This is a genomic window from Pantoea anthophila (assembly GCF_026104315.1).
GTDB classification, from domain to species: Bacteria; Pseudomonadota; Gammaproteobacteria; order Enterobacterales; family Enterobacteriaceae; genus Pantoea; species Pantoea anthophila.
On the sequence record NZ_CP110473.1, the window covers coordinates 2,023,937 to 2,043,009 of the forward strand.

The window sequence follows — 19,073 nt, forward strand, 5'->3', positions numbered from 1 at the left end:
TCAGCACGACAGTCAAAAAAGCCGCCCCTCAGGGCGGCTTTTTTTATCCCGCAGAGGGCGTGCCGCGGCGATCCCAGTGGCTGGCGACGAGCCATAGCAGTGCGGTGACACACCAGCCGATGATCCAGGAGACATCATTGCCGGCAAAAATCCACGTCAGTGAGCCATGGTGCAAAGGGTTGTCAATAAACGGCAACTGCACCGCCACGCCCAGAAAGTAGACCACGATGCCGGTGAGGTTCCAGCGTCCATAGCGTCCCTCGGGCCGGGAAAGTGCCGGGATATCGACGCGGCCTTTGGTAACGAGGTAGAAATCCGTCAGGCTGATGGCGCTCCAGGGCACAAAGAACGCCAGCAGAAAGAGCAGGAAGTGGGTAAAGGATTTCAGAAAGGCCGGTTCACTGAGCAGAGCGATGACGCAGGCCAGCGTGACCATCAGCACCACAAACAGGATGCGCCCGCCCTGGCTCAGCGTCGTTTGCTGCCGAAAGCCAGAGACAATGGTGGTCAGGGACATGAAACTGCCGTAGGCATTCAGCGTGGTAAAGGTGATCTTGCCAAAGCAGATCGCGAAATAGATCACCATCGCCATCGTGGCCGTGCTGCCCAGACTCACAATGTAGCCGACCTCATTGCCTGAAAACGCGCTGCCGGCAATCGCGGCCACGATCACCCCCAGCGTCATCGACGCCTGGGTGCCCAGCACGGTGCCAAAAAAGACGGCACTGAAGAGTTTCTTCGCGGAAACCTGCGCGGGCAGATAGCGGGAATAGTCAGAGACATAGGGACAGAACGCGATTTGCCAGGAGGAAGAGAGAGAAACCGCCAGCAGAAAATTTGCCAGGGTAAAGTGCCGGTTCTGCCACACCGCCGATAAATCATGGGTGGTGAACAGGGTAATGAATAGATAGGCAAAGGCTGCCACGCCAATCACGCTCGCCAGTTTTCCCAGCTGATGAATGACGCGATAACCCAGTACCGCAATGACCACAATCAGGACGCTGAACACCACCATGCCGGTGGCGTTGCTGACGTGAATCAGTCTGGCCAGCGCCTGTCCCGCTAATACCGTCCCGCTGGCTGAAAAGCCCACATACATAATACAGACCAGCACCAGCGGGATCACGGCACCAAAGACGCCAAACTGCATACGGCTGGTAATCATCTGCGGTAAGCCCAGGCGCGGTCCCTGAATCGCATGCAGGGCCATGATCCCCGCCCCTAAGATCTGACCCACCAGTAAACCGGCCAGCGACCACACCACATCGCCACCCAGTACGACAGCCAGCGCACCCGTCACGATCGCCGTAATTTGCAGATTGCCGCCAAACCAGAGCGTAAACTGACTGAAGGGATGACCGTGACGCTCCTGCAAGGGGATGTAATCAATCGAGCGGGTTTCCGACAGGCGCGGTTTCTCTGCGCCCGGATAGTCTGATACAGAGGGTTTGACCGACATAGAGTCCTCGCTGGAACAGTGAGAGATGCGTTGAGTAAAAAGAGATCAGTCAGTAAGACAGTTGAAGATACATGTCTATACATGTATCGATGGTGTCATGCGCACCGGAAAGTTACAAGGCAACCTGTCATTCGAAAATGTGATGATAACGACAGGTCCGCCAGGTCGATTATCCTTCCGCGATGACCCGCTGACGATGGCGGGTCCATTTCAGCGTATTCTGCTCACTACTCTCCGTGCCGCTGGCAGAACGCGTCGATATCGCCGTGCTGAAAGTCAGGCAGGTTCGCCAGCAGTTTCTCCAGCGGCCAGTTCCACCAGGCTATGCGCTGCAGGCGGGCGGCAATCGCAGGGGTAAAGCGCATCCGCAGCGGACGCGCCGGCACGCCCCCCACCACGCTGTAGGGGGCGACATCTCTGGTCACCACCGCGCCCGCCGCCAGCACCGCACCGTCACCGACGGTCACGCCGGGCAGCACAATCACCCCATGCCCGATCCAGACATCATTGCCTATCACCACCCGGTCGGCCCGGCGGGCGGCAAAGAAGCCCTGATCGCGGCGGGCGCTGGCGTGATAATACTCCGGGCAGTAGGTAAAGCGGTGCTGTGAGGCGCGATCTATCGGATGATTCGGCGCGCCGATGCGCACCTGATTCGCGATGGCGCAGAAGCGGCCCACGCGGGTATCCGCCAGGCAGCAGTGTTCGCCAACATAGGAGAAGTCACCCAGCTCGCTGTATTCCAGCAGGCTGTGCGCCAGAATTTCACACTGCTGTCCCACAGTGGTTTCCCGCATCCGTACACTGTCGTCGATCCAGGTGTGCGCAAGCCGGGCAGGCATAACGGCGGCAAGAGACATAATCGTTCCGGTCAGGTAAGCCACGCCCCGCTGGCGTGCTTTTGTCGCCCCACCTTACCCGCTGCGCATGACAGAGAATTGACAAAGAAAAAAGGCGGAGTGGTTAGCTCCGCCTTGTTTCAAGTTCCGGTTAACCTGCGTGACCGGTCAGTTGCATAAGGGCAACGATGATCTGCAAGATGACCCGGATAAGATCCAGAATCAGCTTAGTCAGTTCCATCACTTTCCTTCTCCTTTTACAGGAGCGCGCTGTTCGGCAACCAGGGCTTTGACTCTACCCGCCGGGCGCCTAAGCACATCTTTGTGGAGAGGGCTGAGCGGCACTCAAGGTTAAAGCCACAGGCCAGCACCACCTGATACCTGCCGGGATTTTAAAACCGTGCCCCTGGGAGCGGCCAGTCGACAATGAGGCGAGGCTCAACACTCAACACATGTATAAACATACAGTATTTTGGCGAAACTTGAAATCCTTAGCCGCACATTTTACAATCTGTTCTGTGGAGAGTGCTGAGCACCCCGTTCGCAGCGCGGTTACCAGCCGGGTAGCGAACAAAAAAATAAAGGATTTGGCGCGATGCCAAATCCTTTTTTTATGCCTGCTTTCCGGCAGTGAAAACGGACCCGTCCGGGTTACCTGGCGGCGCTGACCCGCCAGATGGTGTTCCCTGCGTCATCCGCAATCAGCACACCCCCCTCTCTGTCGCTGGCGAGACCTACCGGCAATCCCCGCACCTGCTTTTGATCATCCGTCAGGAAGCCCGAGACCACCGTCTGCGGCTGCCCCACCGGTTTGCCGTTCTCAAATTTCACCCACACCACTTTGTAGCCATTCAACGGTGTCCGGTTCCAGCTGCCGTGTTCACTGATAAAGGCACCGCCACGATACTGCGGCATGTTATCTGCGCCATAGAAGAGCAGACCCAGCGGAGCGACATGTGAGCTCAGGGCGTAATCGGGTTTGATCGCCTTCGCCACCAGATCGGGACGCTGCGGTTCGGCGCGGGTATCAACATGCTGACCAAAGTAGCTGTAGGGCCAGCCGTAGAACCCTTTGTCCTGCACCGAGGTCATGTAGTCGGGCACCAGGTCCGAGCCGATTTCATCACGCTCATTGACGATAGCCCAGAGTTTGCCGCTCTGAGGTTCCCACTGTAAGCCGGTTGGATTGCGCAGCCCGCTGGCAAAGATGCGGCTGGCGCCGGTGGCGGCATCCACTTCCAGCACCGCGGCACGGCGATACTCTGCGCCAATGCCGTTCTCGGTGACGTTACTGTTGGAACCGACCCCGACATAGAGCTTGCTGCCATCGGGGCTGGCCAGCAGCGCCTTGGTCCAGTGGTGGTTAATCGGGCCGCCCGGCAGTTCAGTCACCTCTTCCGGCGCGGTGCGAATCTCGGTTTCCCCTTCGCGATACGGGAACTTCACCAGGCTGTCCGCATTGGCGACATAGAGCGTGTTGCCAATCAGCTGCATGCCAAACGGGGAATGCAGATTCTCAATAAAGCGGTGCTGCTCCCATTTGCCGTTCACCTTGCGCAGCAGCGTAATCCGGTTGCCGCCTGCACCGCCCTTACCTGAGGCTTTCTGTACGATGCCCATGATGAGCTGCTTCGGCCGGGTCGTCGGTTTGGCCGGGCCGTTTGATTCCGCCACCAGCACGTCGTCGTTCGGCAGGACATAGACCTGACGCGGATGCTGCAGATTGTCAGCGATCTTTTCAATCTTCAGCCCGTCAGCCACTTTGGGCATCTCACCCGCCTTCCAGGGCGTGCCTTCCGGCACCTGCATCGGCGGCATAAAGAAACTCTTCGCCTTTGGCAGTTCAGGATTCGGACCGGTCTGCTTCTGGGGGTCGATTTGTGCACCATCATCACAGCCCGCCAGCAGGGCTGCCAGGGTCAGCGCGAGCAGCGTTTTATGCGGTATCTTCATGGTGGCTCCTCCTTAAGCGCTACGCTGACGTAACGCAAGTTGCACATTCGCCAGCAGCAGCAGCGCCACCACCAGCGTCGAAAGCGTCACGCCCAGCGGGATCACCGCGGCGGCATCACGGCTGTGAATAAACGCATTGATGACAGCGATCACAACCGCCACCAGCCAGAGCCAGAAATGGCTCTTCTCCGCACTGTCACTGCCGCGAAACAGATAAACCAGCGCGATGAGTCGCGGCACAATGGCCAGAATCAGTCCCAGCGCAATCAGCCAGCCTGCGGCGTCAGTCCAGAACTGTACAAAGGTCTGACTGTAGAAAATGTCGAACAGCCAGGCCGCAACAAAAAAGCCCAGCGGCACCGGCTCCAGCAGAGCGTACAGCGTCACGGCAAAGGCCGATCTTCCCGAGATATTGCGCATGTTTCTCTCCATTTTTAGCGTGAATGCGGACGACGACACGTCATGCTGCTCAGAGCAAACGAGGCCGCGCCTGTAAAAGGTTAGTAAATCTGAAGGGAAAGAGCGGGTTTATTCGGCGGGAAGTGTAATGCTGGCGATGACATCCCTGTCATCGCCGGTCAGTCAGGGTTTATCTGCGGGCAGTGTCACCCAGTAGCCTGGCTGATAAGGCAGCGGCAGGAACTTCTGATGAAATTCGCGGAACGTTGCGTCGGGATCGAGATCGGCAAAGAGATCGGGATGCAGCCACTTCGCCAGCGCCTGGATAGCCACAAACTGATAAGGACTGTCGTAGAACTGATGCCAGATCGCGTGGACGTTGCCATTGTGCGCCACCGGCAGGGTTTTAAACGCATCGCGCATCATCAGCGCCTTCAGACGCGCCGTCGCCTCGGTCACATTGGCGCCCGGCCCGACGCCGACCCATTTGCCCACGGTATTGTAGTTCTTCCAGTTGGCCCCGGTGACCACCACCACATCGGGTTGACTGGCGATGATCTGCTCCGGGTTCACGGTGCCGAAGGTGCCGGGGATAAGATCTCTGGCAATATTACGTCCGCCCGCTATCTCCACCATCTGACCGAAGTTCTCATTACCAAACGACATGCAGCACTCATCGCTGTAGCCACCGGCGCGGTCGATCATCACTTTCGGGCGATAGCCGGTAAAGTTTTTCAGCCGCGAGGTCACCCTCTCAATCTGCTGCTGGCGGAACTGAATGATCTCCTGCGCCCGCGCCGGTTTGTTCACCAGTTCGCCCATGATGCGGATACTTTTCTCGGCGTTCACCATCGGCGCTTCACGGAAATCGATAAACACCACCGGCACACCGACCGCCTGCAGTTTTTCTGTCAGCTTGCCTTCATCAGTGGCCGCTTTCGATTCCAGATTCATCAGCACCAGATCGGGCTTCAGGGTTAACGCCTGCTCAATGTTAAAGGTGCCATCTTTCGCCCCGCCGAAGGTCGGCAGTTTCCTGATTTGCGGATAGCGTTTCTCATAAGCCTGATAGCCATCCCAGTCGGCCTTGTGGAGATCGTCCCGCCAGCCGATGACCCGCTTAAAGGGCGCGTCGGTGTCAAAGGCTGCCAGCAGATAGATCTGACGCCCCTCACCCAGAATGATGCGCTTCGCCTCCTGCGGCACCTCAACCTGACGGCCTGCGACATCAGTAATCATTTTGGCCGACGCCATTCCTGACAGCGTGAGCATCCCCAGTGCGAAAAACCATTTTTTCATTGTAAAAACCCACACAGATGATAATGAGAATTATTAATGTAAAGCGGCGTTACTATCACTTAAATCAGCGATCAGGGGAAGAGCGTGAATGAAAAGTTTTTTGCCGTCGTGTGAAGTGGATTCAGGTCTGAACAGAGAAAAAAATTTCTGAAAAGGGTTGTCAGATAACTGAATGATTAGCCGGGATTTCCTCTGCATCCCGCGCTGCGCTTAGGCCCGGGTTAAAAATCATTCCATCCCATTCCTGTACAAAATAAGGATCGCTGTATAAGTTTAATAGCAACACCAGTGCATTTTTTAACCCGAAACAGGACAATAATATGCCGATGCAAAACACCCTGACCCTGCCGGTCAATCCCACTCTCCCGACCCAAACCGGGTTCAGCTCCTCTTTTACTGCCTCTGAACAGGACAAACTTAATTTCCTGATCGAGGAGTTACTGGAAGCGGGCAAGGAAAAAAGCTGCATGGAACTGCTGCGCTATCTCGCCTCCGCAGACAGTGACGAAGAAGAAGCGTGCTGCCGTGAACTGCTGACCATGCTGATGGCCCGGAAATGATGTCTGCTCGTTTTTGTTCCCGCTCCGTGTTCCTCTCTCTGCCTCTCGCCTGACTCCTCTCCGGGTTCAGGCGCAGATCGATCTGCCTCCTCCCCGCCTGTAAACCTCGATCTCATTCAGCCAGACCCTTGTCTGCAATATCCGGATATGCCGGATGCGTGGGTTTGTCACATCTGTCCGCGACCAGAGCAGCCGCGCTTATTTCGTTTCAGGCCGAAGCATTGACGCGTCCCGCCCGCTATTTTCCGGCTATCAACCCCAAGGAGAAGCGCAATGATTGCTGTACTATTTGAAGCTGAAGCCCTGCCGGAACACCAGATGCGTTACAGGCAGCTGGCGGCGGACCTTAGACCGCTGCTGATGGAAAACGAGGGATTTATCTCTCTGGAGCGTTTTCAGAGCCTGACCGATGAGAAAAAAATCCTTTCACTCTCCTGGTGGCGCGATGAAGAGTCGATCAGGGCCTGGAAGCGCAATCTGTGCCATCAGGCTGCCCAGCGCGAAGGCCGTGAGACGCTTTTTGCCGCTTATCATCTGCGCATCGTCACCCTCGTCAGAGAATATGCGTTTAACCCGGGAGAAATGTAATATGTTCGACATTCATGTGATCCTGCAGAATAGCCCGGGCACGCTCTCCCGGCTTACCACGTTGCTGGGCGATCAGGGGATTGGACTGGAAGGCGGTGGCATGTTCTCGTCCGGCACACTGAGCCACGCCCATTTTCTGGTGGCAGAGGGTGAACGGGCCCGAAGGGTGCTGGAAGCGGAAGGGATCGCGGTTGAAGCCGTCCATGTTCCACTCATCCGCCGGCTCCCTCAGCAGCGTCCCGGCGAACTGGGTGCCATTACCACACGCCTGGCCGCAGCAGGGATAAATATCCTGGTGCAGTACAGTGACCACGCTAACCGGCTGATCCTGATCACCGACAACAATCTCTCAGCCGCCGGGCTGACTACAGAATGGGCCGTATCCTCCGATGGCAACACCGCAACCCCATAATGCCCCCGACGACAGTGACGCGCTGGAAAACGCCATTGCCGGTGTCGCCGCCGCGATGGCCGATCCCTCGCGGGTAAAGATGCTGTCAGCGCTGATGGATGGACGCGCATGGACGGCCACGGAGCTCAGTGCCGTCACGGATGTCGCGCCCTCCACCGCCAGCGCACATCTGACCCGGCTGATGAATAGCGGGCTGATCGTGTGCCTGGCGCAGGGCCGTCACCGTTATTACCGGCTGAATGGCAGTGATATCGCCACGCTGATTGAGAACATGATGGGCGTGTCGTGGCAACGGATTGCCGCCCCTGAGAGCACAGCGCCACGCGCGCTTCGCACCGCCCGCACCTGTTATGACCATCTGGCAGGTGAAATTGCGGTGCAGATCTATGTCTCACTGGTGCATCAGGGCTGGATCACGCCCGAAGGCAGCGCGGTCACGCTTCACGGCAGACAGCAGTTTCTGGCATTGCAGATTGACCTGTCACAACCCGGACGACGGAAAGCGTGCTGTGGCTGCCTGGACTGGAGTGAGCGGCAGTTTCATCTCGGGGGCTACGCGGGCGCCGCGCTGCTGACCGGCTTTGAACAGCAGGGCTGGCTGACCCGGCAGGCAGGCTATCGGGAAGTGGCTTTCACCGTGGCGGGTCTCCGCCATCTGCAACAGATTTTCGGTGTCACCTCGCGTTAACGCATAACATGACCTGACCGTTTTATTCCTGCCGCCAGACCCCTTCTGGCGGCACGACAACTGGCGCATCCCCTGCCAGAACCTGTAACACGCCTATGAATCCTGTCACATTTCCGCAAACTCACGCCAGCACCGATAACAGAAGCAGTGAAAACGCGCGGCTGTCTAACCTTCTGAATCGTAAGCCTTTAAATTGATAACGCCGGGCAATCATGCGACTGACACATCAATTGATTCTCATTTTGCACTTATTTAGCGCCGGGCGCTGGTCCACTCTTCAGTCACAGGCGCGGCAAAAAGCGTCATACCTTACTGGAGCTTCTGATGCAGACCACCTCACCCATGACTCACCGCGCCAGGATTGGCGCAATTTTCCGTGTGACCTCTGGCAACTTCCTCGAACAGTTCGATTTCTTCCTGTTCGGTTTCTATGCCACCTATATCGCTCACACCTTCTTTCCGGCCAGCAGTGAGTTCGCCTCCCTGATGATGACCTTTGCCGTGTTTGGGGCCGGTTTCCTGATGCGCCCTATCGGCGCGGTCGTGCTGGGAGCCTACATCGATAAGGTCGGCCGTCGTAAGGGACTAATCGTTACGCTCTCCATTATGGCGGCGGGCACCTTTCTGATCGTGCTGATCCCCTCCTACCAGAGCATTGGCCTGTGGGCGCCGCTGCTGGTGCTGATCGGCCGCCTGTTGCAGGGCTTCTCGGCCGGTGCGGAGCTGGGTGGTGTGTCGGTCTATCTGGCCGAGATCGCCACGCCAGGCCGCAAAGGCTTCTACACCAGCTGGCAGTCAGGCAGCCAGCAGGTGGCCATTATGGTCGCCGCCGCGATGGGCTTTATTCTCAACGCCGTACTGGCAGAAAGTGAAATCCGCGAGTGGGGCTGGCGTATTCCCTTCCTGTTCGGCTGTCTGATCGTGCCGTTTATTTTCGTGCTGCGCCGCAAGCTCGAAGAGACGCAGGAGTTCAACAATCGTCGCAGCCATCCCGAAGTGAAGCAGGTGTTCCGTATTCTGCTCGCTAACTGGCAGGTCGTGATTGCCGGCATGCTGATGGTCGCGATGACAACCACCGCGTTTTACCTGATCACGGTTTACGCCCCGACCTTTGGCAAGAAAGTGCTGCTGCTTAGCGCCTCTGACAGCCTGCTGGTGACGTTACTGGTGGCGGTATCGAACTTTATCTGGTTGCCGATCGGCGGCGCGCTCTCCGACCGCTTTGGCCGTAAGCCGATCCTGGTGGCGATGACCCTGCTGGCGATGGCGACCAGCTATCCGGCGCTGAGCCTGCTGGCGGCGGCCCCCGGCTTCTCAATGATGCTGGGCGTGCTGCTGTGGCTTTCGATGATCTACGGTCTCTACAACGGTGCGATGATCCCGGCCCTGACCGAAATCATGCCGGCTGAAGTGCGCGTCGCGGGCTTTTCACTGGCCTACAGCCTGGCGACTGCCCTGTTTGGCGGCTTTACCCCGGTGATGTCCACCGGCCTGATTGAGCTGACCGGCGATAAAGCGTCGCCCGGCTACTGGATGAGCTTTGCGGCTGTCTGCGCCCTGCTGGCCACCCTCTATCTCTATCGCCGTACCAGCCGTGCGTTATCCCACGCCGGTAAGACCTTTAGCTGAGGAACTGAGAATGAAATCTGCTTTACTGTTAATCCCCCTGTTGCTGGGCAGTGCCGGTGCGCAGGCCAAAGAACTGACGGTGATGATCTCCGGCGGGTTTAAAGCGGCCTGGGATACTCTCTCGCCCCGTTTCGCCCGGCAGGAAGGGATCACCCTCCATACGGTTGCCGGTCCGTCGATGGGCAAGACCCCACAGGCGATCCCGGCGCGACTGGCGCGCGGTGAACCGGCCGATGTGGTGATTATGGTCGGCGACGCGCTGACCGGACTGGAGAAAAAGGGTGAGACGCTGCCGGGTTCCCGGGTAGAACTCGCCGACTCGCGCATCGGCGCGGTCATCAGACAGGGGGCGACACCGGTTAAAATCGGCAGCGAAAGTGAACTCCGCGCCACCCTGCTGAAGGCCGGTTCCATCGCCTATTCCGACAGCGCCAGCGGCAAATATGTCAGCAGCCAGCTTTTCAGCCGGCTGGGCATTGAGGATCAGGTCAGGAATAAAGCCGTGAAGGTTGAGCGCATTCCGGTGGCGTCAGAGGTGGCGGCCGGGAAATACAGTATCGGGTTTCAGCAGGTGAGTGAGTTGCTGCCCGTGTCAGGCGTCACCTTTATTGGGGAGCTGCCGGCGAAGCTGCAATACACCACCCGCTTTGCCGGTGCCGTGGTTCGCACCTCCGGGCAGCCGGATGAGGCGAGTAAGCTGCTCCACTGGCTCGCGTCGCCGGAAAACCAGAAGGCCGTGCTGGCCAGCGGACTGCACAGCGTGACGGCCTCAAAACCGGTCAGAGAAGCTGATACTGTTCAGTAATCAGGTTTTCCAGTTCGCCCGCGATATGCGACAGCATCCGGCCATTTTTGCGCAGCAGACCGATGGTGCGTTTCACCTCCGGGTCGGTTAACGGCACGCCCGTCAGCAGGGCGTGATCGTAACCCGGCATCGACATGGCGGGGACGGCAGCAATGCCGAGCCCCGCCTCAACCATTCCCAGCATGGTCGTGACGTGCCGGGTTTCGCAGACACAGGGCTTCTCCGGCACGATCGCCTGCAATGCCTGATCCAGCAGATTGCGATTACCGGAGGTCTTATCCAGCCCGATCCACTCATACTGATAAAACGCCTGCCAGCTCAGACTCTTTTTTCCGGCAATCGGATGATCGCGCCGACAGGCCGCCACGTAAGGGTCATCCCTCAGCGGCTGAAAATGGACATCCGGCTGCGAACGGCTGGAGAAGCTGATGCCGAAATCCGCCTGCCCGCCGATCACCGCGTCATACACATTGGCCGCACTGCTGTCGATCAGTTTCACCCGCACTCTGGGGTAGCGCACCTGAAACAGCCGGATGATATTGGGCATGAAGTAGTAGGCCGCTGACGGCACGCAGGCGACCGTAATCAGCCCCGTGCGGGCGAGGCTGACCTCACTGAGATCGGCCATCACCTCTTCGAAGTCTGTCAGCAGCTTGTCTGAGCGCTGCGCAAACGCGTGCCCTTTCAGCGTCAGCGTTACGCGGCGCGTGGTGCGCTCAAACAGTTTGATCCCCAGTGTGGTTTCCAGTTTATCGATCCGGCGGCTCAGCGCCGACTGGGAGAGACAGATCGATTCCGCCGCCAGGCGAAAGTTACCAAACTCCACCAGCGCGCGAAACGCGTAGAGATCGTTGAGATCGAAGTTAACCGGCATGCATCCCTCTATCCGTTGTCTGGCAGCACAGGCGTGCTGTGGTCATGGGCAGCAACAATAACCCCAAGGATATCATTGATCTCAGTGCCGCCCACAGCCACCTTTCACACTTCAGCGCGGGGCATCAACCTGATGCAGAAAACGTCCGGGATAATCGGGGACAATCGCATGCTGGCTGCTGTAACGGCCAAACAGCCTGTAGCGATTTAACGCGATGCGGTCATAAGCAAAGTTACTGAGGGTGTCGGGGAAGTGACGCAGCACCGCCAGCCCGCGCCACGGCAGAGGGAGATGCTGCATAACGCGGAACACCGCCTGCGCCCGCAGCCAGTGCTGGTCACCTTTAATGTAGACAATGGTGCTGATCTTCTCTTCCGGCAGTCCGGCCCAGCGCAGCAGCGCCTTGCCCTGCTCGCTCTGCACCGAGGCAAAACGAACCTGCCGCGCCAGCCGGTGGCGCAGCAGAAACTGAACCCAGCCGTTACACAGCTTACAGACGCCGTCATAGAGCACGGCGCTTTCACCGGTTTGCAGATAGGGGGGTGATGTCATCCTGCCGCTCCTCACGTCGCTCATGATGAGCTGAAGTGTAGCGGGTTCTGGTCAGCTGATGTTGCAGCCAGTGAATAACGGCCGTGTCGTCCCGGGCGCAGGCGTCAGTCTCACAGACCGGCCCCAGCGCCATCGGCCTGGCCTGACGCGCCAGCTGGCGCAGCTCCGGCAGATACTCGGCGCCGGGATGTCCCGGCAGCCGCTGCGACAGCCGTGCCTGATAGCGCGCCACCGCCACCTCCGGATCAATCTTCAGCCACAGCTCAAGCGCCTCCTCCACGCCGGCCTGTTTCAGCCCCTGCTCCAGCAGCGCACGCGGCTGAAACCCGAACCAGGCGTCGATCAGCCAGATCTGACTGGCCGGTGCCTGGCCGACGATGTTCCAGATCGCCTGGTAGGCCGCGCAGCCCAGCTGCCGGTTTCGCGCGCGGTCGACCGGAGTAAAGCAGCGCATAAACGGCTCTTTGAGCGTGTCGAGCGTCAGCACCGGCCAGCCAAAATGGTGAGAGAGCGCCTGCGTCAGGGTACTTTTACCCGACGCCGGGATGCCGTTCACCAGCACCACCCGTTTTACCGTATTTGTCAGCGTCATAAGATATCGATGACCTCCGCTGCGCTGCTGGCCTGACGTAACCTGACCAGCGTCTCCTCATCCTCCAGCAGCGACACAATGGCCCGGATCCCCTCTTCGATGTGCGCGTTACTGTCGCGCGCACCAAACATGATCACAATGTCCGCCTTGTCACTGCCCGCAAAGGAGATCGGTTCCTTCAGCAGGATCAGACTGAAACAGTCGCGGATCACCCCCGCTTCCGGTCGCGCATGAGGAATGGCAATGCCCTCCTCAAAGACATAGTACGCGCCATGCGTCAGCGTATTGGCAATCACCGCCTCCGAATAGGAGGCGTGAAGATAGCCGCCGCTGACCAGCGGAGCCGCGGCCAGGGCGATAACCTGACGCCAGTCCGTGGCGTCAATGCCGGTCTGAATGGCGTCGGCCTCCTGTAATAACTGCTTAATGGTCATCCGCTCTCCTCAGATCGACTGGCGAACCACATTGCGCAGTTCATCTATTTTGACAAACAGCGCATCGATTTCATTGCGGTAGCGAGGGCTTTTCGCAAATAAGCTTAACGCCCGGTTATATTCCAGCATTAATTCTTTCTGCGTTGCGCCATCGCGCGGATTAATAGCCAGCTGCTGCTCCAGCTGCGTTATTTTGCCGCGGCTGAGTTCCGCCAGATGGTCCTGCTGCTGCGGGCTGACCGGTTCACCCGCCGGTGACTTTTTCAGAAATCCAAACATAGGCTCTCCTGCCCCGGATTATTTCAGGGGTTCAGTTAAGGCATGAAAATAAAAACGTTACGACTGACTGATAACCGATCCGGCGATCAGCGGAATAACTGCATCTTCTCCACCAGCACATTGGTCACCGCGTCATTTGCCGGCACCAGGAAATTACGCACGCTGTCATTGACCTTGCCTTTTTCAAAGGTCGATTTGCACTGTGCCACCCACTGAACGTTCATTTCCGTTCCGACGTTGACCTTTTCAATCCCGCTGCTCACCGCCAGCCGCATATCTTCGTCGCTGACGCCGGTGCCGCCGTGCAGAACCAGCGGCGTGCGGGTGGCCGCCGTAATATCGGCCAGCCTCTGATGCTGAATGTGCGCCTTGCCGGTGTAAAGCCCGTGCACGGTGCCGATAGAGATCGCCAGCATATCGACGCCGGTTTCCTCCACGAAGCGACGCGCATCCTCCACCGGCGTAAAGGCAATCGCCTCCATTTCCAGGCTTTTGCCATCCTCCGAGCCGCCAATCGCCCCCAGCTCCGCCTCGACCGAGACGTTGTGCGGTCGCGCCATATCGATCACCCGACGGGTGTTGGCAATATTCTCCTCAATCGGCAGATGAGAGCCGTCATACATGACAGAGCTGAAGCCGGCGTCGATCGCCGTCTGAATAGCCGTCAGATCCGAGCAGTGATCGAGATGCAGACATGTCGGCACGCCGGTGCTCTCTGACAGCGATTTAATGGCGTCGACCAGCAGCTTATGGCCGAGATATTTCGCCGTACCGGTGGAGATCTGGATCATTAACGGGCTGCTGGTTTTCTCCGCCGCTTTAAAATAGGCGGGCAGCATCTCCAGACAGTGCAGATTAAAAGATCCCACCGCTTTAAAGTCACGCTGTTTAGCCAGCTGAAGCAGGTCGGCGAAATTATAAAGTTTCATGGATTTTTTCCTCGTGAGGTCGGGTGGATTTGCCATTAACAAACCAGGCAAGCGCGGTAACAAAGGCAATAAACAGGGCGACAAACAGCCAGTTGTTCTGGAAAGCGTGGCCGAGTACCAGTCCGGTACTGATGACGTCGGAATCGCTGAAGGTCACGCCGGTAAAGCCGTAGCTTTCCAGCATCGGCACCAGGATGGCGGGCAGGAACGTGATAAAGAGGCCGTGAACAAAGCCGCCGATCATCGCGCCGCGCCGCCCGCCCATGGCGTTACCAAAGACCCCGGCGGTGCCCCCGGCAAAGAAGTTGGTCAGCAGACCGGGCAGGATCATCGCCAGACCCATCATCGGGAAGAGAAGCATGCCGACGATGGAGCCGAGCGTGGTGGCGAGGAAGCCGACAATCACCGCATTAGGGGCGTAAGGAAACATCACCGGACAGTCCAGCGCCGGTTTCGCATCCGGCACCACCCGCATGGCGATACCGCGGAACGCAGGCACCAGCTCGTTTAGCAGCAGGCGAACGCCGCTGTAGAGCACAAACACCCCGGCAACAAACTGAATCGACTGCATAAAGGCGTACATCAGGTAGTTCATGCCGTTGCTGTACTGTGCGATGAAGGCCGGGCCGGCGGCCAGGGCGGGGATCAGATACATCGGCACCATCACCAGCGCCATCGACAGATAGGTGTCCTGCAGAAACTTAAAGTTATCCGGCAGCTTCAGATCTTCGGTTGAGCGGGAGCCTTTGCCGACCACTCTGGCGACCGCAGCCGTGACCAGATAGCCAATGGTGCAGAAGTGACCCAGCGCGACATCATCCGACTCGGTAATGCGCCGCACCACCGGCTGCGCCAGCGCAGGCATGATGACCGCCATGATGCCGCCGAAGATGCCGCCGGTCAGGATCAGCGGCAGGCCGGTCAGTCCCGCTTTGTAACCGATGACGGCGCCGATCGTCGCCATCCAGAGCAGCGCCTGTCCCGTCAGGAAGATGTACTTAAAGGGCGTCAGGCGCGCGATGATGATGTTGACGATAAAGATCGCCAGCAGCGTCAGCGCCACTTCCGACCCCAGCTCACGGTTTGCCAGCCCGGCAATGGCGGCCACATCGGTGATATAACCGCGCATGCCAAAGCCGTGGGTAAAGATGGTGTTCAGGAAGGTCAGCGTGCCGACAATAATATTGATACCCGCCATCATAATTAAAAATCCGAGCAGGGTTTTAAAGGTGCCTTCCATCACCTTCCCTGCCGATTTTTTTTGCAGCAGCAGACCGATAAGGGCAATAAAGGCGATCAGAATCGATGCCTGTCCCAGCAGATCTTTGACCAGAAAATCAATCACACTATTCATGGGCGGCGACCTTCAGGTTGCGTTCTTTTAAAAAGGCCAGGATCTTCTGCTCTATTTCCGCTTTATCGGTGAGCCGGTTAAGAATAATGACCCGTTTAATCTGCTCTGGCGTGGCATCCGCATTCAATACATCGGCAAAGGCTTTTTGCGTCAGGATCATATCTGACTTAAAAGCATTCGCTTCTGAAATGGTGGTGTGATCGATATCGGCCTCAATTTCCAGTTTTTTTAAAACGGCCTTTGCGCTCATCTCAATGGCAAAACTGGAGCCTAATCCACAACCACAGACACATAATATTTTCAGCATGTTCTTCTCCTCACACGATGTTGAGTTGTTTAGCGAGTTTGTAATAGTGCCCGTCAATATCGACCAGGCGTTTTTGCATGCTTATTAAATCAATCGGGATCGGTTTATTGCTGCCGTTAATAATGACCGCTTTATTCCGCATGCCTGACTGAATACAACGCACCACCTCACTGGCCATAATGGTGCCCTGATAAATCTCTTCGCAGGTGGGGTCACCATTACGCAGTCCGTAACCGAGAATGGTTTTACGGATCCGAACGCCAATCAGGGGTTCAAGCTGTTGGATTAAGGTGTCGATAGCGCCCTGAAAACCGGGCGAATATTCCCGGGTGTAACCTTCTGAACAGAGAATCACCACGCTGTTCTGCTGTTCCAGCCGGCGGGTAATGCGCTGCGCCAGCTGCGGTACCGGGATCTGGCACTCCGGGATCAGCGCAATATCCGCGTTGGCTTTAATCGCGGACTGCAGGGTCAATTCACCGCAGTAGCCGCCGAGCAGCTCCACCATAAATACCCGGCCCGGTAAGGCGCGCCCGGTATTACGCAGCTTCGCCACCTCTTTTAAGACCTGCTCGCAGGCGGTGGAAAAGCCCAGGGTGTAATCACTGCCGAAAACATCGTTGTCGATGGTCATGCCGACACCAAAGCAGTTCACCCCGCTCTGTGAGAGCATGTGAAGAAACTGCAGCGATCCGTCACCGCCCGCCAGAATCAATACGTCAATCCGGGCGTTTTTCAGCTGGCGTGCAATCAGCTCGTACTCGCTCTGCACCAGTTTTTTTTCGGTGCGTCCCGACTGAATGACCGGAATCGCGGCGATGGAGAAGTCCAGCAGATCGCGCTGGCTGATTTCACGGTGGTTATTGGCCAGCAGGCCGGGAATGCCGCCGTCAAATATCACCATCCCGGCCTGGGTCAGACGGCCAATCTGAAAAACAAAATTATTAATCCCGGTGACATCGCCGCCACTGATGACCATTCCAATCCGCATCATCCTCTCCTCGCTGGCTGAATCTGCTGAGGGTCATTCTTCCGGTAAGCGGAGTTGCACTTTGCAGGTGAGGTCACATTTATGAGCGGTTTTTCACTGGCCGGAATATTGACAGCGGGTTGTGAGGCGCATGATTTGTGATGTGAATCACGCTATTCCGACTTATTACGCCTGAGACGAATCGATATAAATCATCGGGTTAGCGTGCGGGCTGGCGGGATGGGGAGAACGGCGGAAAAAGCTGGAATCAGGCAAGACAGTGATGTTGCGAATTTGTGACTTTCACCTCATTTTTTCGGGTTTCGCCGCCGGCCGGCGGATAAAGGGATGCCGATATCCCCTGCCCATCGTCATGTTAATCAGATTCAGCATCGCTGTTGCGAACAGGTAACACTCTTCTGTATAACGATTAAAGCCGACAGAAAATGCAGCAGAAGCATGATGATTTGTAAGGAGAATCGTGCGCCTTATCTTCGGCGAGGCGGACGCCTCCTCTGTCCGACGCTGCTCTTCCGCACCCCCGGCCTGACAGTCAGCCGGTTTGTCATCAACGCCTTTGACCAGGATAAGACGCATGGAAATCAGTATCCACACCCCGCTCATTTACTCCCTGCCACTCAGTCAGCACAGCGGGAGCCATGTCTGGCTGAAAATGGAATCAGCGCAGCCGACCGGGTCATTTAAGCTCCGGAGTGCGGCCCACATCTGCCGCCATTACGCCGCGCAGGGCGCAAAAGCCTTTATCAGCTCCTCCGGCGGCAATGCGGGTATTGCCGTGGCCCACAGTGGCCGCCGGCTGGGGCTGCCGGTCACGGTGGTGGTGCCTGAAACCACCTCGGCGCGCGCCAGACAGCTTATTGAACAGGAAGGCGCCAGGCTCATCGTCCACGGCAGGGTCTGGAGTGAAGCGAATGCATATGCCCTGTCGCTGGCGACAGCGGAGAATATCTATATTCACCCCTTTGACAACCCGCTGCTGTGGGATGGCATCAGTACGCTGGTGGATGAAGTGATCGACGAAGGGCTGCGTCCGGATGCCGTCATCCTGTCGACAGGCGGTGGCAGCCTGCTCTCCGGCGTGATGCAGGGACTGGAAAAACATCAGCTCGGCCATATTCCGGTTTATGCGGTGGAAACAGAGGGAACCGCCTCCCTTAACGCCGCGCTGAAGGCGGGCGAGCGGGTCACGCTGGAGAGCGTCAGTGGCATTGCCACGACGCTGGCGGCCAGTCAGGTGTGTGAAAATGCGTTTACGGTGGCGCGCCGTTCAGACGTCCGGGGAATGGTGGTGACCGATGATGAAGCCGTGAACGCCTGTCGCCGCTTTCTGGACGATCATCGTGTTCTGACAGAACCTGCCTGTGGCGTGTCGCTGTCGATGCTCTATGACGGGAAGATTAGCTTTAAGCCGGAAGAGAAGGTGCTGGTTATCGTCTGTGGCGGGGCTTCTGTCACGCTGGAGAGCCTGCAGGGCTGGCTGACAGCGTGAGAAACGTGGCGCAGCCGCACGGGCTGCGCCGCCGGCCTGTTACTTCGCGTAGGCTTCGGTAGACAGGGTCAGGGTGACCTCGTCGCTGACCGCTGGCACATATTTATCCAGTTTGAAGTCAGAACGTTTGATGGTGCCGGTGGCATCAAAACCAATCGCCTGCTTCTTCACCATCGGATGTTCGCCCTGCTTGTTCAGCGTAGCGTGCAGCGTAACCGGTTTGGTGATCCCTTTCAGGGTCAGGTTACCTTCAACATCAAATTTGTTGTCGCCTTTCGCGACCACTTTGGTGCTGTGGAAGGTGGCCGTCGGGTATTTCGCGGTATCGAAATAGTCCGCGCCTTTGAATTCTTTCGTCAGTGCCGCAACGTGGCTGTCGATTTTGCTGACCGGCAGGGTCACGTCAACGCGTGAAGCTTCCGGATGATCTTTGTCAAACACCAGCGTACCGGTGGCATCCGGGATATCCGCGGTCGGGTTGGAGAAGCCGAAGTGGTTCCAGGCAACGATAACAGACGTATGCTCAGGGTTCAGCTGGTAGTGCATCGCCTCAGCCTGGGACAGGGGAGCATACAGGGTCGCAGCGGCTAACAGGGGCAGTGCAATACGTTTGAAGTTCTTCACGGTCAATTCCTTATGCG

The 19,073-nt window shown here is 57.6% G+C and carries 23 protein-coding genes; 7 read left to right on the forward strand and 16 right to left on the reverse strand.

What is annotated here, in order from left to right; genetic code table 11:
- Positions 1-43: 43 nt before the first annotated feature.
- The 5 genes from OJ965_RS11930 to OJ965_RS11950 form a co-directional block, all read right to left on the reverse strand.
- Complete coding sequence (locus OJ965_RS11930; protein WP_265135862.1) at positions 44-1,459, reverse strand: purine-cytosine permease family protein; 1,416 nt, start codon at positions 1,457-1,459, stop codon at positions 44-46.
- Positions 1,460-1,686: 227 nt separating this feature from the next.
- Positions 1,687-2,319: a DapH/DapD/GlmU-related protein gene (locus tag OJ965_RS11935; RefSeq protein ID WP_265135864.1), complete on the reverse strand. Its 633-nt coding sequence runs from the start codon at positions 2,317-2,319 to the stop codon at positions 1,687-1,689.
- Positions 2,320-2,949: 630 nt separating this feature from the next.
- Positions 2,950-4,251 carry a PQQ-dependent sugar dehydrogenase gene (locus OJ965_RS11940; protein ID WP_046101813.1) on the reverse strand — a complete coding sequence of 434 codons (1,302 nt, stop codon included), beginning with the start codon at positions 4,249-4,251 and terminating at the stop codon, positions 2,950-2,952.
- A 12-nt stretch (positions 4,252-4,263) separates the two neighbouring features.
- Positions 4,264-4,671, reverse strand: coding sequence for a DUF2231 domain-containing protein (locus OJ965_RS11945; protein ID WP_140925340.1), 408 nt, complete (start codon positions 4,669-4,671; stop codon positions 4,264-4,266).
- A 162-nt stretch (positions 4,672-4,833) separates the two neighbouring features.
- Positions 4,834-5,949 (reverse strand): ABC transporter substrate-binding protein, encoded by a 1,116-nt coding sequence (locus OJ965_RS11950; RefSeq protein WP_009090234.1) that lies wholly within the window; start codon positions 5,947-5,949, stop codon positions 4,834-4,836.
- Between the two features lie 320 nt (positions 5,950-6,269).
- Here OJ965_RS11950 and OJ965_RS11955 point away from each other — a divergent pair, with 320 nt between their 5' ends.
- From OJ965_RS11955 to OJ965_RS11980, 6 genes are all read left to right on the forward strand, one after another.
- Complete coding sequence (locus OJ965_RS11955) at positions 6,270-6,509, forward strand: hypothetical protein (RefSeq protein WP_265135870.1); 240 nt, start codon at positions 6,270-6,272, stop codon at positions 6,507-6,509.
- A 273-nt stretch (positions 6,510-6,782) separates the two neighbouring features.
- Positions 6,783-7,097 (forward strand): antibiotic biosynthesis monooxygenase family protein, encoded by a 315-nt coding sequence (locus tag OJ965_RS11960; protein ID WP_265135872.1) that lies wholly within the window; start codon positions 6,783-6,785, stop codon positions 7,095-7,097.
- 1 nt (position 7,098) lies between these two features.
- Positions 7,099-7,509, forward strand: coding sequence for an amino acid-binding protein (locus tag OJ965_RS11965; RefSeq protein ID WP_009090237.1), 411 nt, complete (start codon positions 7,099-7,101; stop codon positions 7,507-7,509).
- Complete coding sequence (locus tag OJ965_RS11970; protein ID WP_265135875.1) at positions 7,487-8,197, forward strand: ArsR/SmtB family transcription factor; 711 nt, start codon at positions 7,487-7,489, stop codon at positions 8,195-8,197. Before OJ965_RS11965 ends, OJ965_RS11970 begins: the two co-directional genes overlap by 23 nt.
- A 321-nt stretch (positions 8,198-8,518) precedes the next feature.
- Positions 8,519-9,826: an MFS transporter gene (gene tcuC / locus OJ965_RS11975; protein ID WP_276047101.1), complete on the forward strand. Its 1,308-nt coding sequence runs from the start codon at positions 8,519-8,521 to the stop codon at positions 9,824-9,826.
- A 10-nt stretch (positions 9,827-9,836) separates the two neighbouring features.
- A complete protein-coding gene (locus OJ965_RS11980) occupies positions 9,837-10,631 on the forward strand; it encodes a substrate-binding domain-containing protein (protein WP_140925332.1) in 795 nt (264 codons plus the stop codon).
- Here the strand turns inward: OJ965_RS11980 and psrA are convergent.
- From psrA to OJ965_RS12030, 10 genes are all read right to left on the reverse strand, one after another.
- Positions 10,606-11,505, reverse strand: a complete 900-nt coding sequence (psrA, locus tag OJ965_RS11985; RefSeq protein WP_058958228.1) for an L-proline-binding transcription factor PsrA — start codon at positions 11,503-11,505, stop codon at positions 10,606-10,608. The genes OJ965_RS11980 and psrA overlap by 26 nt on opposite strands.
- A gap of 111 nt (positions 11,506-11,616) precedes the next feature.
- Positions 11,617-12,057 carry a thiol-disulfide oxidoreductase DCC family protein gene (locus OJ965_RS11990; protein ID WP_046101808.1) on the reverse strand — a complete coding sequence of 147 codons (441 nt, stop codon included), beginning with the start codon at positions 12,055-12,057 and terminating at the stop codon, positions 11,617-11,619.
- Complete coding sequence (locus OJ965_RS11995; protein WP_009090245.1) at positions 12,026-12,649, reverse strand: P-loop nucleotide/nucleoside kinase family protein; 624 nt, start codon at positions 12,647-12,649, stop codon at positions 12,026-12,028. Before OJ965_RS11995 ends, OJ965_RS11990 begins: the two co-directional genes overlap by 32 nt.
- Positions 12,646-13,083, reverse strand: a complete 438-nt coding sequence (locus OJ965_RS12000; RefSeq protein WP_009090247.1) for a PTS sugar transporter subunit IIA — start codon at positions 13,081-13,083, stop codon at positions 12,646-12,648. Before OJ965_RS12000 ends, OJ965_RS11995 begins: the two co-directional genes overlap by 4 nt.
- 9 nt (positions 13,084-13,092) lie before the next feature.
- Positions 13,093-13,362, reverse strand: a complete 270-nt coding sequence (locus tag OJ965_RS12005) for a hypothetical protein (RefSeq protein ID WP_009090249.1) — start codon at positions 13,360-13,362, stop codon at positions 13,093-13,095.
- Positions 13,363-13,448: 86 nt separating this feature from the next.
- Entirely contained in the window at positions 13,449-14,291 is an 843-nt protein-coding gene (locus tag OJ965_RS12010) for a class II fructose-bisphosphate aldolase (RefSeq protein WP_009090250.1), read from the reverse strand.
- Positions 14,278-15,645: a PTS sugar transporter subunit IIC gene (locus OJ965_RS12015; RefSeq protein WP_009090252.1), complete on the reverse strand. Its 1,368-nt coding sequence runs from the start codon at positions 15,643-15,645 to the stop codon at positions 14,278-14,280. The genes OJ965_RS12010 and OJ965_RS12015 overlap by 14 nt, the downstream gene beginning before the upstream one ends.
- Complete coding sequence (locus OJ965_RS12020; RefSeq protein WP_009090254.1) at positions 15,638-15,952, reverse strand: PTS sugar transporter subunit IIB; 315 nt, start codon at positions 15,950-15,952, stop codon at positions 15,638-15,640. Before OJ965_RS12020 ends, OJ965_RS12015 begins: the two co-directional genes overlap by 8 nt.
- Before the next feature lie 10 nt (positions 15,953-15,962).
- Positions 15,963-16,943 (reverse strand): 6-phosphofructokinase, encoded by a 981-nt coding sequence (locus OJ965_RS12025; protein WP_265139271.1) that lies wholly within the window; start codon positions 16,941-16,943, stop codon positions 15,963-15,965.
- A gap of 282 nt (positions 16,944-17,225) precedes the next feature.
- On the reverse strand, positions 17,226-17,519 hold the full coding sequence (locus OJ965_RS12030; protein WP_265135883.1) for a hypothetical protein: 294 nt from the start codon (positions 17,517-17,519) through the stop codon (positions 17,226-17,228).
- On the opposite strand from OJ965_RS12030, the gene OJ965_RS12035 reads away from it, so the two are divergent.
- The gene (locus tag OJ965_RS12035) at positions 17,518-18,432 is read left to right on the forward strand and encodes a pyridoxal-phosphate dependent enzyme (RefSeq protein ID WP_265135885.1); all 915 of its coding nucleotides are present in this window, start codon (positions 17,518-17,520) and stop codon (positions 18,430-18,432) included. The genes OJ965_RS12030 and OJ965_RS12035 overlap by 2 nt on opposite strands.
- Positions 18,433-18,471: 39 nt before the next feature.
- Here OJ965_RS12035 and OJ965_RS12040 read toward each other — a convergent pair whose 3' ends face one another.
- A complete protein-coding gene (locus OJ965_RS12040; protein ID WP_046101799.1) occupies positions 18,472-19,056 on the reverse strand; it encodes a YceI family protein in 585 nt (194 codons plus the stop codon).
- Positions 19,057-19,073 lie beyond the last annotated feature (17 nt).